Consider the following 14,016-nt stretch of genomic DNA (forward strand, 5'->3'; position numbering starts at 1 on the left):
CATTACCAGGACGAAGAGCGGCCCAAGCCGGGGAGAAGCCGCCGATGCAAGGGGTATCGTCTTCGAGGGTTCGACAAGGGACGCCTGTGCGCGCTTTCCACGCAACGTCAATGTTCACGCGGCGGTTGCCCTTGCAGGTATCGGTTTCGATCGGACGCGAAGCGTGGTTGTCGCCGATCCCCACACAAAGGCCATGAAGCATCACATTGCCGTTTCCGGGCAAACGCTGCAATGGGACATTACGGTCAGTTCGATGTCACTTGGCGGCGTGACAGGCGCTTATACCCCGAAGTCGGCAGTTGGATCGCTGCAAAGGATCCTGGGGCAAACTGCGATCGCCAACGTCTAAGAGAGGTAGCCGTGGCCTGCTCACGGTGGTCACGGCTGCCTTAATCAGTTGGGCTGTGCGCACTTAGCTCGCATCAAAGCAGCTGGTTGAGGAAGCTGCGGGTACGCGGATCTTTGGCGTTGGTGAAGAGGACCTCCGGTGGACCGTCTTCGACGATCAGGCCCTTATCCGTGAAATAAACATGGTCGGCCACTTCGCGCGCAAAGTTCATTTCATGCGTGACGAGAATACAGGTCATCCCCTCGGCGGCCAGATCCTTGATCGTAACGAGAACTTCCTTGACGGTCTCGGGATCGAGAGCCGCAGTCACTTCGTCGAACAGCATGACATCCGGCTGCATGGCAAGCGAGCGGGCAATGGCAACGCGTTGCTGTTGGCCGCCTGACAACTCGCCGGGATACTGGTTTTCTTTGCCTTCCAGCCGCACTTTCTTGAGCAAGCTGCGCGCGCGCGCTTCCACTTCCGCAGGCTTTTCCTTCAGCACCTTGATTGGCGCCATCATCACGTTCTGCAGCGCGGTCTTGTGGGGAAAGAGGTTGTATTGCTGGAAGACGATGCCGACCTTGCGGCGCAGTGCCAGCTTGTCCAGCTTGGGATCGTGAACCTCTTGCCCTTCCACCTGGATCGATCCCTGCTGAATGTCGTTCAGGGCGTTGATGCAACGGATCAGAGTCGATTTTCCTGAACCGGAAGGGCCGATGATGCAAACGACCTCGCCCTTCATGATGTTCATGCTGATGCCTTTCAGCACCTCGATGTGGCCATAGGATTTGTGAACGTCGTGGATACGAACGATCGGCTGGTCGGCAGTCCAGGAGGTCATGCTTTCGCGCCCTTCATGATTTGACGGCGAACTTGCGCTCGAGTCGCTTGGTGAAACGCGCGATCGGATAGCAGTATAGGAAAAACAGGATTAGGCAGAACCCGTAGAAAGGTACCAGAAGCTCAGGCCGGTTGCCTTCGGATTCCATCGCTTGACGGGTCAGGCTGATCACCTCGTTCACGCCGAGCAGCGAACAGAGCGGCGTCGACATGGTAAGAATTGCGTACCAGTTCATCCATGGCGGCAGCATGCGCTTAACGCATTGCGGCAGAATGATCTGCCACATCGTTTGCTGACGCGTAAAAGCAAGCGACTCCGCAGCTTCCCATTGAGCGGTCGGCACGGACTGGATGCCGCCACGCACGACTTCCGCAATGTTCGCGGAAACAGGCAGCGCCAGGCCGATGACCGTCTTCATCCAGCCTGGAACCGGGATCACCCAGCCGAAAAGCGTGACCTGGAACGGGAAAGCCAGAAGAATGATGAAAAGCAGAACAAGCCAGGGCGCATTGCGGAAAAAGGCCACGTAAGCCTGGACCGGCTTGCGGATCAGCGGCGTGCGTGACGTTAGCCCGAGCCCCAGCAAGACACCGAGAACGGTGCCGATCGCCATAGCCAGGACCGATATCAGAACATTGAACAGAAAGCCCTGCATGAACAGGAACGGGATCCATCGCAGCAGCCGTTCAAACGCGTTGAATGCGGTTACGCCGGATTGAGCTAGGGCCATGGTTGGCCATAAGGCCAGGCAGAGCAAGACCCATGTCAGCGGCAGGCTCCCGAGCCAGCGGGCCAGGTGCACCTCGTCAGGGAGTGCTGTGTTAAGGCGGAATGGTTTGGCGACGGGGAGCACATCCAGCCTTCCATGCTTGGATGAATTCCTAGATGCCATAGCCGGGGATCCTCATTTTGCGTTCGCAAAAAGCGATGCCAAGCGACAGCAGGCCCACAAGCGTGAGATACGAAACGAGCAAAAGCAGCATCGTCGGCTTTTGGGCAGACGGAAAGTCGTTCCAGATCGACACGGACTGGTAAAGCAGTTCGGGAACCGCGATCGCGAAGGCCTGGTTGGTCGTCTTTACGAGGTTGATCAGATTGGCCGACAGAGCCGGCATGGGGGTCCTCAAGGCCAGCGGGAACACCACATTGGTATAAGCCTGCAGCCTGCTCATGCCCAAGGATTCTGCCGCTTCGAGCGTGGCATTCGGCACCGCTTCGACACCCGCTCGGAAGATCTCGATATTGAACGCGCCGGCAAAGAAGGACAGCGAAATGACGGCCCAGCCGAAGTTGGAGATGATGGGCACTTCCAGCCAGCCGTCAGGGCTGTAGCTGGGTGTAAACTGCCCTAGCGCGAAGTAGAAGAACAGCAATTGCAGCAGGGGCGGAGTGTTGCGGAAGAATTGGACATAACCGTTGACCAGAGCGCGTATGATGCGGCTCTTGGAACCTTGGCCCCAAGCGCCGAGCACGCCGATCACAACCGAGAACACCAGGCACAGAAGGCTGAGTTCGATGGTCGTCGCGATGCCGGATATGATACGCGCCATTTGGCGCGCATCATACAACCAGATGAAGTTCCATTCCGGGGACGACGCTGCGAGGTCCCGGAAGAAAGCCTGAAAATCGGTCATGCAGAAGCGCTGACTTACTTAGCCTGCGGATCAGCCAGCTTTTCGCGCATCTGCACGAGATAAGGGCTTGGATGCATGTTCCACTTCTTTTCGAGATCGATCAGCCAACCGTCACGATGCCAATTGTACTGAAGACCGGAGACGAGCTCGCCCAACGCGCACTTCTCGTCGGCCTTTGCAACGGCCATGCCCCAGGGCGTGAAATCCTCGGATTGAAGCGGAATCTCGAAGTCATCCCAGCCGCCGGCTTCGAAGTCGGCGCGAATGGAGGTGTCGTCGTAAACGAAGGCGACGCACTTCTTGTCGCGCAGAGCCTGCTTGGCCTCGGCGGCATTGCCGAAAGCCAGGATTTTGGCGCCGTATTTCTGCTCGATCGTCTGGAGGTAGAAGGAGCCCTGATTGCCGCAAACCGGCTTGTCGCGCAGATCGTCCCACTTGGTGACTTTCAGAGCCTTCGGAACCAAGGCTGTGGTGCCGGATGCGTAATAGTTCGGACCCACGATACCGACGATGGCGCGACGGTCGGGCGTGTCTGTCATGGTCGCGATCATCAGGTCGATCTGACCCTGCTGCAGGAACTGCATGCGGTTCGAGGCGATGACCGGCACCAGTTCCAGGCCGACGCCGAGCGTATCGGCTACCTTCTGGGCCATGTCGATCTCGTAGCCGACGATCTTGCCGTTTTCGTCACGGTAACCGAACGGCTTGTAGTCGGCCTTTACGCCCACAACCAGCTTGCCGCGCGATTCGATACGCTTAAGGCCATCGTTGGAGCAGGTATCGGCATAGGATGCGACAGGCATCAGCGCGATTGCTCCCGCGAGCACGGAAGCGAGCATCTTTATCATGAACAAAGTTCCCCTTTTTGCCGCGCTCAGCCTGGTCAAACCGTGCGCTGATGCACGGCTTGTGCCGGACACCGTGGTTACCCGGGACCGTAGATGCGGCAAAACAAAGATGAAATATGATAATTGTAGCTTCAAAGAGGGGTTTTTGTAGCGTCCCGATCGATTGGACGGACGACATGGGTGGAGCTAGAAGCGGCTATATTCCCAGCCGGACGATCTTAATGCAGGAAGGAACAATGAAGCAGCAGACGGAGATTTCCTCCGAAACAGCAGCTAGTACGGCTTCAGCGTCGAAACGCTCCATCATCATCGACACAGATCCGGGCCAAGACGATGCGTTCGCGATTATCCTGGCGTTGGCGCATCATGAGCGCCTTCACGTCCTAGGCATTACTGCTGTGGCGGGAAACATCGCTGTCGATCATACTGCCGCCAATGCGCAGAAGATCCTGAAGCTTGCCAAGCGCGAGGACATACCAGTCTTCAAAGGCGCACCGGCACCCCTCGTTGCGCAGCCGATCTTCGCGGAAGCGATCCACGGCGATGGCATCATGCAAGGCTGGGATTTGGCGCCTTCATCCACACCGCTGGGAAGTTCCTTCGCGCCAGACTGGATCATCGAGATGTTGGACGCAGAGGCGCCTGGCTCGGTAACGATCTGCGCTCTCGGCCCCTTGACCAATATCGCGCTCGTCCTGGCCAAGCGCCCGGATCTGGCAAGCCGGATCGCTCAGGTGGTCTTGATGGGCGGCTCGCAGACTGCCGGCGGCAACATGTCTGCTGTCGCTGAGTTCAATATCTTCGCCGATCCGCATGCAGCAGATCGGGTTTTCGGCTCGCCTGTCCCGAAGGTGGTCGTTTCGCTGGACATCACCACCAAACTGCTGGTTGACCTGAACTGGATCGAGGAGGTCGCAGCTATCGGGGGTCAGGTGAGCTGGCAACTGCTTGGACTGCTTGAATTCTACGCCGGCTACGCGCGTGCAGACAAACCGCGCCCGCTTCACGATCCGGCCGTGATCGCATGGCTTCTGCAGCCTGATCTCTTCAAGGGCGAACGCTGGAACGTCGCGGTCGAGACCGGTACCGGACTGTGTTACGGGCAAACCGTAGTTGATCGCAACGAAGTCACTGGTCGGCCAGCCAACGTGCATTGGCTAACCGATGTGGATGCAGCCGGCTTCTACCGGTTGGTGTTGGAAGCCCTCCGATCGATGGGATGATCGAGAGGAACAGGCTCCGCTGCATTCGGCGGAGCCTCTTTGTCAAAGTGCCTCTTTGACCTTGGCTGCCACATCAGGGGCAAGCCATTTCGACCACACCGCTTCTTTCTCCGTTAGGAAGTGCTCGGCAGCGACATCGCCTGGAGCCTGGTTCTCGGTCATCCATGCAAGCAGCTCATTGATCGTGTCGCGATCGAGCGCGCGCTTGTTCAGGTAATCCATGATTGCGGGATCCTGCCTTTCGGCGAACGGTTTGGAGACAAGCGTCAACTTGCTGTCCGCCGGCCAGTTGTTTGGCTTGGGATCGGCACAATCAGCCTTAGTGCTGCACCGGGTCCATTCCTGGGGATCGTGAGGCACGCCCAGGTCGACCTTCACCATCTCGTAGCGTCCAAGCAAGCCGGTCGGAGACCAATAATAGGCGATGATGCCGGTGCCGCGTTCGTTGGCGCGCGAAATAGCACTGTCGAGACCCGCAAGGGATCCTGGATCCACCAGGTTGAAGTTGGACTCGGCGATCTTATTGGCCTTGAAGAGCTGAGCCGTGACGATGGTCGAGCCCCAGCCCTGCGCTCCGTTGTAGATTGCGCCCTTTGACGGATCTTCCGGATCGGGGAACAATTCGGGATGCGCCAGCGCGCCCTTCAGCGTGGCGACTTCGGGATATTTGTCTACAAGGGCCTTTGGCACCCACAGACCCTGCTCGCCTGAACCGGAAAGAGGATCAACCGTTTCCACAATCGCGCCGGCATCCACGCCTTGCTTGATCAGGTCGGGAACCACGGTGAGGGCAGCTTCCGGGATAATGTCCGGTTGGCCCTTCTCGATCATCGAAGTGATTGCAGGCACGGTATCGCCCGAAACCTGGCTTGCACTGCAACCGAACCCATTCGTCAGGATGAATTCATCGATGGCCGCAAGGGCCTCCGCTGTTTGGGCATTCATATTGGCAATCGTGACTTCACCGCAATCGGCCATGGCGGGAGATGCAAGCCCGAGCGTTAGCAGCAAGGGCGCAAGAAAAAGATGTTTTCTGTTCATTGGTGTGCCTTCAGGTGAGGATTGATCCACCGTGCTTTGGCTTTGAAGCGACAATCATAGGCCTTGGCCACAAGAACGATGAACAGCGACACTGGACGCTTGATCCGGATTGTGTCAACCAAGTATACAAGTGATATACAAAATCTTGCATGTAAATGCATGGCTTACGACACAAGCTGTCAAGCTTATGGAAGGAATGGGTATGGAGTGGATCGAGTCATTCCCCCAGATGGACGACGCTTCGCTAAGAGCCCTGAAGAAGTCCATCGACGAAGGGTTTCGCACGTTCACGCGGAGCTATGGTTCGGGCATCGAAGACCTTTTCCGGCCGTTGCAATACCTCTTGATCCAGTTCGAGTGGTTGATGACGAATACGCCTTGGTTGGTGATCATCGTGGTCGTTGCAGGTCTTGCCTGGGCCGCCAGCCGCAGCCTTCGTCTTACAATTGCCTGCGTCATGGCCCTGTTGCTGATCGGATTTTTTGGCATGTGGATCGACACGATGAAGACTGTGTCAATGATCCTGGTATGCACCATACTTGCCGTCGCAATCGGCATTCCCGTCGGCATTGCGATGTCGAGGTCTGACCGGCTGCAAAACGTGCTGAACCCCGTTCTCGACGTCATGCAGACGATGCCGAGCTTCGTTTATCTCATTCCCGTTGTCATGCTGCTCGGCATCGGCCGGGTACCCGGTCTGATCGCCGTGGTCATTTTTGCCGTCCCTCCCATCATCCGCCTGACCAATCTTGGTATCCGGCTCGTCGACAAAGACGTCGTAGAGGCGGCGGACGCCTACGGGTCTTCGGGTTGGCAGATGCTTACAAATGTGCAGCTTCCGCTTGCACTGCCGACGATCATGGCGGGTATCAACCAGACCATCATGATGGCGCTGGGCATGGTCGTCATTGCGGCGATGATCGGTGTGCCAGGGCTCGGGCAACCAGTGCTGAAGGCGATCTCGAACCAATATTTCACGCTGGGCGTCTTCAACGGGCTGGCCATCGTCGGCATCGCCATCATCTTCGATCGCGTGAGCCAGGCCTATGGCCGCCGGCTTCAGAAGCACCTAGAGGTGGCCCATGCTTGATCGTGCCAACACCAACACGGCGAGCGTGAAGATCCAGGGTCTATACAAGATCTTTGGTAAGTCGTCCGCCGCGCATCTGGATGATGTGAAGAAGGGCATGACGAAGGCGGAGTTGTTGAGCCGCCACAATCAGGTTCTTGGGCTGCGAGACATCAATATCGATGTAGCGGCCGGGTCGCTGCAGGTCATTATGGGCCTCTCTGGCTCAGGCAAATCGACCCTTATTCGTCATATCAACAGACTTATAGAACCAACTGCGGGACAGGTTCTGGTCGAAGGCACTGACGTCGTCTCGCTTGATGCGAGTCAGCTGCGTGACTTCCGCCGCAACAAAACGGCGATGGTTTTCCAGAAATTCGGCCTTCTGCCCCACCGGAACGTGCTGGAAAATACTCTTTACGGCCTGAAGGTCCGAAACGTACCCCGGGCACAACAGCTTGAGTCTGCTATGCGCTGGATCGAACGCGTCGGCCTGAAGGGCTTCGAGACAAAGTACCCCAACCAGCTTTCAGGCGGCATGCAGCAGCGCGTCGGCCTGGCCCGTGCGCTCACCAACGATGCGCCGATCCTGCTGATGGATGAAGCTTTTTCCGCGCTTGACCCGCTGATCCGCGTGGACATGCAGAGTGTCCTTCTCGACCTTCAGAAGGAAATTCGCAAGACGATCATCTTCATCACGCATGACCTAGATGAAGCGCTACGCCTGAGTGACAGTATCGCTATTCTTCGAGACGGCGAAGTTGTGCAACAAGGCACGAGCCAGGATATTCTGATGCGCCCGGCTAACGATTACATCACGCGCTTTGTGGAAACGGTCAATTACGGCCGCGTGATCCGGGTGAAATCAATCACTTCTACGTTGCCTAAAACTGAAGGTCCCAGCTCATCCCCGACCATTTCTGAGGAAGCGACCTTGGAGGAAGCGAGTCTAGTTTTGCGAAACACAGGCGCTGACCGCCTGGAGGTCGCGGATGCAGACGGCAAACCGCTCGGGCTTGTTACGTTGCGCGAGGTCATGAACGCGATGATTGGACCGCGCGGCAGCGGAGGGCTGGACAAGGATGGAACAAGCCAATCTATCTAGCCGCGCGCTTTGATCACAGTGGAAATCTGAAGAGTTGGACGAGTCGGGGCTGTGATTGAAATGACGATACGCTTCGCCTTCATTCTGATCCACGAATTCACCCTTTCTCCGTTCTCGCTCTTTGTGGACACGTTGCGGCTGGCGGGCGACGAAGCGGATCGGAGCCGGCGCATCGCATTTGACTGGCAGGTCCTCGGGACACGGGGACTGCCGATCCGATCAAGCTGCGGATTGGAAATTCTGCCAACCGCTGAACTATCTCATGCCGGCAACTTCGACTTTGTTGTCTTGGTTGGAGGGTTGCTGGGAAAGGCAAAATCTCTTGGGCGCGAGCAGATCGCCTTCCTGCAACAAGCAGCAGGCGCAAAGAAGCCGATCATAGGGCTTTGCACAGCAACTTTTGCGCTGGCCGAGCACGGCTTTCTAGACGGCTACAAAGCATGTGTCAGTTGGCTGCACCTTGCCGACTTCCAATCAGCGTATCCTGCCGTCCAAGCGATAGCCGATCGGTTGTTTCTGATAGACAGGGGTCGAACGACCTGCGCCGGCGGAGCGGGTGCTGCAGATCTTGCCGCTTCCCTCGTTGCCAAGACGCTCGGAGAGCGCGAGGCAGAAAAAGCTGCCGAGATCCTGCTGCTTGATCGCATTCGGACCCATCGAGACTTGCAGCCCAGCAAGAACCTGTTTGGCGAGGTGTCGAACTTCAAGGTCCGGCAAGCCCTCCTATTAATGCAAAATCACTGCTTAGAGCCTCTAGCGGTAAGCGAGATCGCATCGCGGACAAACTGCTCGCCACGTCAGCTGGAGCGACTGTTTTCGGCGAATTTGTCGATAAGTCCCGGGCATGCCTATATGACCTTGCGGATCGAGCGGGCGAAGTCACTCCTTCGCAAAACTGAATTGCCGATTTCCGAGATCGCGTATCAATGCGGCTTCGTCAACGCCGGGCATTTCGCGCGTGCGTTCCGCGAGCACACTGGATCGTCGCCTTCCAAGTTCAAATTGAGCGGAAGAGCTTAGAAGGTGTTCCAATGCAAAAACTAAGCAATCTTCTGCTTATCCGGCTACCTTGCAATCCGAATACAAGTCCGGCCATGGCTGCAGACAACATGGCTGGGGCAGAGCTTGAATGCGCTTAATGCCGCAAGCGTAGAGAGAAGCGGCACCTTCGCCTATTCGCATCCGTTAGCACATGGGGCGCTGCAAAAGCGGCTGCTTCTGGCCTGCGGTCTCTCATCGACCGCGGACCTAGGCTCTACCTGGGTAGAACGGTTCCGATCTTCATCTCCCGTGCGCGTGCTAGCGCTAGGCCCGCAAGCGCCAGGTCACCAAGACCGAAGCCGCGGAAGCAGAATAGAGATCGCTTGCCACAAACTCGCTTCGGAGTGCCGCCCCCTGCCAAGCCTGCAAGATCGCTGTCGAAGAGAGCAGTTGAGACGGGCTTTCCGTTAACGTCATAGGGTGCCTTGCTCTGGGCAAGGCTGTCAGTTGCGAGCCGGTCGAATGCGGCGAAGCTGTCGGGCAACCAACTACGGCCTATGTCAACGGCCGATACAAAACTGGATGGGCGCAGTAGCCGCGCATCAAGGAAGGCTTCGAGTCCCGGCGCACCTGGCACCATAGAGATGACGATGTCGGATCGGCTAAGCAGATCTGCTGAAACGTCAGCGTACGAAGCATCCAGGCCTTGTTCGCGAGCCTTTCGGCAAAGTTGCTCGGCGGACGAGCGGCTTCGACTGAAGGCTATGATCTCACTCAGGCTGGGGAACAGGCTACGGAAAGCGTTGAGGTGGGCATATGCCTGCTCGCCGCATCCCACCATACCAATCGATTGCGGCTCCGGGGGCGCAAGGTAGGCAGCGGCAGCCGCAGACATAGCTGCGGTGCGTATCAAGGTCAGCTCGTCTCCATCCATAATCGCCAAAGGCGTTCCGCTTTCGTAATCATTAACGCAAACGATCCCGTTGATCCCGCGTCCTGATCCGCCAGCGGCGACAGGAGCCATTGCAACCCATTTCATGCAGGCTGCTTGCTTCGCCTGAGATGCCGCCGACATGGACTGAAAACCGTGGCCGGGCCCAATATCCAAGGAAGTTTTCGGCAAAGCGCGGTTCAATCCCGCGAAATGGTCTCTGAACCCCGAATTTATGGCCTGACGTGCCTCTTCAGGAGTTATAGCAAGTTCAATGATGTCAGAACGCGATAGGTAGAGCAACTGCTCGCTCATCACTGGAACCTCTGCGGCATGTAAGGAGCGCTGTCGAAGGGCGGATGGGTCCCGTCAATCAAGGCACGCACGAGCTTCGCGGTGGCAGGGGCCTGGCAGAGACCGGAGTGGCCATGTCCAAAAGCATGCACGACGTCCGGGCAACCCGTCGCTGTTCCGATCGAAGGCAAACCGTCAGGTGTTGAAGGACGGTGGCCCATCCATCGATCCACGACCTTTGCCTTCTGGGCGGCGCTTGAAGTGAACATCTTGCGGGCGAAACTGAGCAGGATGTCCGTACGGCGCCAATCGGGCGCAGCGTCAACCGACGCGAGTTCGACTTGCCCAGCGAGTCGCAAGCCACCCGACGTTGGCGTTACCGCCATCTTGCCGTCGCTTGGCATGAGCGTGTTGCGGGGCATGTCGTCGCCCATCTCGACGACCACATGATACCCTCGTTCTGACACCAGTGGGATCTTGTCGCCTACTTGGCGGGCGAGGGTGGCAGACCAGGCACCCGCGGCGATCACAGCTCGATCACAATCCAAAGTTGTTTGATCGACTTGTACGGACTTCAAACGATCCTGCTCTGTGTTTAGCCTTCTAGCATATCCACAGACGCGCTCGCCGCCACGACTGATAAAGAGACGTTCCAGTGCCGCGCAATATTCGCCAGGATCCAGAAGGAAGGCTCCGTCATCAATGCTGGCACCAAAAGTATAGTCTCCAGAGAGTGTGGGCTCAAATTGCCGGAGTTCGGCCTGATTGATTTCGCTAACCCGCAGGCCAAATCGTATGCGCATAGTCCACTCTCTTGAATTTTGAAGATATTCAGAGCGGTCGCGGTAGACAAAGTGAAGTCCCGATCGACGTACAAGGGAAGTGACACCTGCTTCTTCTGCCAACGCAAGGTGATCCTCGACCGTATCGCGACAAAGCTGGAAGCGTGCCGCTGCACACTTCTCTATCCGTTCCCAACTTCGCCCCGCCGCAATAAAGCGGGCAAGCCAAGGAAGAAGCTGCGGAAGGTAACGCCAGCGGATGACGAAAGGACCCGTTGGGTCCAGGAGAAAGCCAGGTACACGCTTCCACAGACCTGGCACTGATATAGGCATGATTGCGCCTGGGTTGATCCAGGCACCATTTCCGTAAGATGCAGACTGCTTTCCTCCAACATCTCCAGGTTCAACAAGGATAACCCGATGGCCGGCTTTAAGGAGCTCTATGCAGATCGTCAGGCCGATGATGCCGCCACCGATGACCACCGTAGTCCGATTCCGTCTAAGATCTGGCACTGGAACCCCGCTGCTGTAAAAAGAAATCGGATGTATCAGTTATAGTCTTTACTGAAAGAATTTTTTGCTGAAACGAGAAAAGTTCCTTTTTGCTCAAAAATCAGGTCGATTGAAGAGGCCATTTATGAGCCGGGTAAGCCTCAGTGCATAAGTGGGTCTCTCAATAGGTCGATACTTGCAGCGTCGCGCTGCGCATTTCAGCTGGCGCGACAAGCGTATTGATCCCGCGACGCGTCCTTGTCCTACGTGGTCGCACCAACTGCCGTAAGCGGCGCATCCATCCCCCGTCATCCAAGCCGGAGCTAACATTATTTCATTGGCCTTCGACGCCGAGCATCAAGTTGACGGTAAAACCAAGAATGCAGGTATACCGACCAAGGAACCATTATAGATGACTGGGCAGCAAAAAATTTTGGGGGCTCGTTCACAATGGGACGCCCTGCATCAGCCCATATCCAGCGTAAGTTTATGAAGCTACAAAGCTCCCTACGCCGGTTGCCAGACCTTGTAAGGCAACAACCATCCGACGACTTGGCTGTTGCTCAGCTTGCTGCATTGGAGGAACGCGTTCCGAGTCTCTGCTGGCCTGACCCCATAAGATGGTTTGGCTTCAGTCCTAATGCATGATCGGCTTTGGGGCCATCGCCTGTGCCGATGATGGAGGTGCACCAGGTGGCTACGGCGGCCAGACGATGGCCTCTGGTCCGGATGTTTGTAACCGAGTGATGAGCGCGGCCTCTCGGGTGTTGTAGTAGCGCCGCCATGCCTCGATGACGACCTTTGCCTCGGCGAGGCTGCAGAAGATCTCACCGTTGAGCAGTTCGTCGCGCAGCTTCGAGTTGAAGCTCTCGCAGTAGCCGTTCTCTCAAAGGCTTCCCGGTTCGATGAACGCGGTCCTCGCGCCAACGGCCACGATCCAGTCGCGCACGGCCTTGGCGATGAACTCCGGGCCGTTGTCGGAACGAACATGGCAAGGCACAACGCGCAGGATGAACAGGTCTGACAGAACGTCGATGACGTCGGTTGAGTTGAGCTTGCGGTCGATCCTGATCGCCAGGCACTCTTGGGTGAACTCTTCGATGATGTTGAGCATGCGGAACTTCCGGCAATTACGGGTCCGGCCTTCGACGAAGTCATAGGACCAGACTTGGTTTGGGTGCTCGGGCCAAAGCCGGATGCACGATCCATCGTTAAGCTAGAGACGCCCTTCGGTTGCTTCTGGGGAACTTTCAGCCCCTCCCGCCGCCAGATGCGCTCGACACGTTTGGCGTTCACCGTCCAACCCTCGGATCGCAGCGTCGCCGTACATCCCCCCTTCGATTGTCCGTCGTTTTTTGGCGGGAATACCCAACGCTTTTTGCTTGCAGCGTAGCTTTACGCTTGCGCAACCATCCAGGGGTGAGACTGCATGTAGGACTCGGGCTCAACTTACGGCATCAAGTTCTCGGGTTCTTGTGCAGCCAAAACGGCAAGCTAGGTAATGAGGTCGCGAACCCATTCTCGCTTACCTTGCGTCGCGTCAGCCCAGACGCTGCTCCATTAGTTCAGCAATCTTCAAAAGCGACCGATCGCGATACCATGGCGCACAGATGTGCAGTCCGATTGGGAGGCCTTTCGAGGTGCGACCTGATGGGATCGAAATTGCGGGGTGCCCGGTAAGGTTCTGAGGGAAGGTGAATGGATACCAAGCGCCGCGCACCGTGCCTTCGTTGTGGCCATCGATCTCTATATCTCCGGTCGGGTCGATGTCGATCGGGAGCGGCGGGGCGGTCAGCGTCGGCGAGACGATAAGGTCGAAACGCCCGAAGAGATCCTGGAACTGGTTGAAGAGCAGGGTGCGTGCGTTCGTCGCCTGCGAAAAGGCAACGGCAGAGTAGGACTTACCGAGGGCGAATGTGTCGATCAGCGACGTCGCCACCATGTCCTCGCGGCCCTTCACTGCCGGACCCGCGCGGGCGGCAAGGCCGACGCGGAGCATGGTCAGGAATACTGGCTCGTAGGATTTGAAGTCGATCTCGGTTTCCTCGACCATCGCGCCTTCACGCGCCAGCTTTTCGACGGCGCTGCGCGTGATGGCGGCGACTTCACGCTCCACGCGGGCGCCGCCATTAGCAATGTAGGCAATGCGCAGGCCTTTCAGCGAGACTTTGCCCGCCTCATGCAACTGGTGGGCTGCCTGGCCGTAAGGATCCCGCGTATCCGGGCCGGCAATGGCTTCGAAGAGCAGGGCAGCATCGGCGACGTTGCGGGCCATTGGGCCAACATAGGAATTGGCGCCGAAAAGGTCGGGCAGCTGAAGGTGCGGGATGACGCCAAGCGTCGCCTTGAAGCCGACGACGCCGCAGCAGGCGGCGGGAATGCGGATTGAGCCGCCACCGTCGGTGCCCAGCGCGATCGGCCCCATGCCGGCCGCAACCGCGACC

13 protein-coding genes and 1 pseudogene are annotated in these 14,016 nt (G+C 57.5%); 5 read left to right on the forward strand and 9 right to left on the reverse strand.

The features are described from left to right. Positions 1-349: aspartate dehydrogenase domain-containing protein (locus RTX98_RS05285; RefSeq protein WP_312795108.1), on the forward strand; the 349-nt coding region annotated here is incomplete at its 5' end. Between the two features lie 73 nt (positions 350-422). Here the strand turns inward: RTX98_RS05285 and RTX98_RS05290 are convergent. The 4 genes from RTX98_RS05290 to RTX98_RS05305 all read right to left on the reverse strand — a co-directional run bounded on the left by RTX98_RS05290 (position 423) and on the right by RTX98_RS05305 (position 3,654). Continuing rightward, on the reverse strand, positions 423-1,172 hold the full coding sequence (locus RTX98_RS05290) for an amino acid ABC transporter ATP-binding protein (RefSeq protein WP_312795110.1): 750 nt from the start codon (positions 1,170-1,172) through the stop codon (positions 423-425). A gap of 13 nt (positions 1,173-1,185) precedes the next feature. Then, a complete protein-coding gene (locus tag RTX98_RS05295) occupies positions 1,186-1,902 on the reverse strand; it encodes an amino acid ABC transporter permease (RefSeq protein WP_312795112.1) in 717 nt (238 codons plus the stop codon). 151 nt (positions 1,903-2,053) lie between these two features. Next, positions 2,054-2,722, reverse strand: coding sequence for an amino acid ABC transporter permease (locus RTX98_RS05300; RefSeq protein WP_312795114.1), 669 nt, complete (start codon positions 2,720-2,722; stop codon positions 2,054-2,056). 98 nt (positions 2,723-2,820) lie between these two features. Further along, positions 2,821-3,654 carry a transporter substrate-binding domain-containing protein gene (locus tag RTX98_RS05305; protein ID WP_312795116.1) on the reverse strand — a complete coding sequence of 278 codons (834 nt, stop codon included), beginning with the start codon at positions 3,652-3,654 and terminating at the stop codon, positions 2,821-2,823. Between the two features lie 236 nt (positions 3,655-3,890). On the opposite strand from RTX98_RS05305, the gene RTX98_RS05310 reads away from it, so the two are divergent. Continuing rightward, on the forward strand, positions 3,891-4,877 hold the full coding sequence (locus RTX98_RS05310; protein ID WP_312795117.1) for a nucleoside hydrolase: 987 nt from the start codon (positions 3,891-3,893) through the stop codon (positions 4,875-4,877). Positions 4,878-4,919: 42 nt separating this feature from the next. On the opposite strand, the gene RTX98_RS05315 is transcribed toward RTX98_RS05310, so the two are convergent. After that, positions 4,920-5,918: a glycine betaine ABC transporter substrate-binding protein gene (locus tag RTX98_RS05315; RefSeq protein WP_312795118.1), complete on the reverse strand. Its 999-nt coding sequence runs from the start codon at positions 5,916-5,918 to the stop codon at positions 4,920-4,922. 202 nt (positions 5,919-6,120) lie between these two features. Here RTX98_RS05315 and RTX98_RS05320 point away from each other — a divergent pair, with 202 nt between their 5' ends. From RTX98_RS05320 to RTX98_RS05330, 3 genes are read left to right on the forward strand one after another with little or no spacing between them, the layout of a single operon-like run. Beyond that, the gene (locus RTX98_RS05320; protein ID WP_312795126.1) at positions 6,121-7,008 is read left to right on the forward strand and encodes a proline/glycine betaine ABC transporter permease; all 888 of its coding nucleotides are present in this window, start codon (positions 6,121-6,123) and stop codon (positions 7,006-7,008) included. After that, positions 7,001-8,092, forward strand: coding sequence for a glycine betaine/L-proline ABC transporter ATP-binding protein (locus tag RTX98_RS05325; RefSeq protein WP_312795119.1), 1,092 nt, complete (start codon positions 7,001-7,003; stop codon positions 8,090-8,092). Before RTX98_RS05320 ends, RTX98_RS05325 begins: the two co-directional genes overlap by 8 nt. A 60-nt stretch (positions 8,093-8,152) precedes the next feature. Further along, complete coding sequence (locus RTX98_RS05330; RefSeq protein WP_312795127.1) at positions 8,153-9,112, forward strand: GlxA family transcriptional regulator; 960 nt, start codon at positions 8,153-8,155, stop codon at positions 9,110-9,112. A 235-nt stretch (positions 9,113-9,347) separates the two neighbouring features. On the opposite strand, the gene RTX98_RS05335 is transcribed toward RTX98_RS05330, so the two are convergent. The 4 genes and pseudogenes from RTX98_RS05335 to RTX98_RS05350 form a co-directional block, all read right to left on the reverse strand. Then, complete coding sequence (locus RTX98_RS05335; RefSeq protein WP_312795120.1) at positions 9,348-10,319, reverse strand: ornithine cyclodeaminase family protein; 972 nt, start codon at positions 10,317-10,319, stop codon at positions 9,348-9,350. After that, the gene (locus tag RTX98_RS05340; RefSeq protein WP_312795122.1) at positions 10,319-11,563 is read right to left on the reverse strand and encodes an FAD-binding oxidoreductase; all 1,245 of its coding nucleotides are present in this window, start codon (positions 11,561-11,563) and stop codon (positions 10,319-10,321) included. The genes RTX98_RS05335 and RTX98_RS05340 overlap by 1 nt, the downstream gene beginning before the upstream one ends. 706 nt (positions 11,564-12,269) lie before the next feature. Beyond that, positions 12,270-12,898 (reverse strand): annotated as a pseudogene (locus RTX98_RS05345) (IS3 family transposase); the annotation flags it as partial. 214 nt (positions 12,899-13,112) lie between these two features. Then, positions 13,113-14,016, reverse strand: a 904-nt coding sequence (locus tag RTX98_RS05350) for an amidase (RefSeq protein WP_312795124.1), incomplete at its 5' end; no start/stop codon positions are given.

The sequence above is a fragment of the Tianweitania sp. genome (assembly GCF_032053605.1).
Classification (GTDB): Bacteria; Pseudomonadota; Alphaproteobacteria; order Rhizobiales; family Rhizobiaceae; genus Tianweitania.

Excerpts from the sequence above, each read along its gene's own strand:
- RTX98_RS05290 (WP_312795110.1), bottom strand. The coding sequence starts at position 1,172 with ATGACCTCCTGGACTGCCGACCAGCCGATCGTTCGTATCCACGACGTT.
- RTX98_RS05295 (WP_312795112.1), bottom strand. The coding sequence starts at position 1,902 with ATGGCCCTAGCTCAATCCGGCGTAACCGCATTCAACGCGTTTGAACGG.
- RTX98_RS05300 (WP_312795114.1), bottom strand. The coding sequence starts at position 2,722 with ATGGCGCGTATCATATCCGGCATCGCGACGACCATCGAACTCAGCCTT.
- RTX98_RS05305 (WP_312795116.1), bottom strand. The coding sequence starts at position 3,654 with ATGATAAAGATGCTCGCTTCCGTGCTCGCGGGAGCAATCGCGCTGATG.
- RTX98_RS05310 (WP_312795117.1), top strand. The coding sequence starts at position 3,891 with ATGAAGCAGCAGACGGAGATTTCCTCCGAAACAGCAGCTAGTACGGCT.
- RTX98_RS05315 (WP_312795118.1), bottom strand. The coding sequence starts at position 5,918 with ATGAACAGAAAACATCTTTTTCTTGCGCCCTTGCTGCTAACGCTCGGG.
- RTX98_RS05320 (WP_312795126.1), top strand. The coding sequence starts at position 6,121 with ATGGAGTGGATCGAGTCATTCCCCCAGATGGACGACGCTTCGCTAAGA.
- RTX98_RS05325 (WP_312795119.1), top strand. The coding sequence starts at position 7,001 with ATGCTTGATCGTGCCAACACCAACACGGCGAGCGTGAAGATCCAGGGT.
- RTX98_RS05330 (WP_312795127.1), top strand. The coding sequence starts at position 8,153 with ATGACGATACGCTTCGCCTTCATTCTGATCCACGAATTCACCCTTTCT.
- RTX98_RS05335 (WP_312795120.1), bottom strand. The coding sequence starts at position 10,319 with ATGAGCGAGCAGTTGCTCTACCTATCGCGTTCTGACATCATTGAACTT.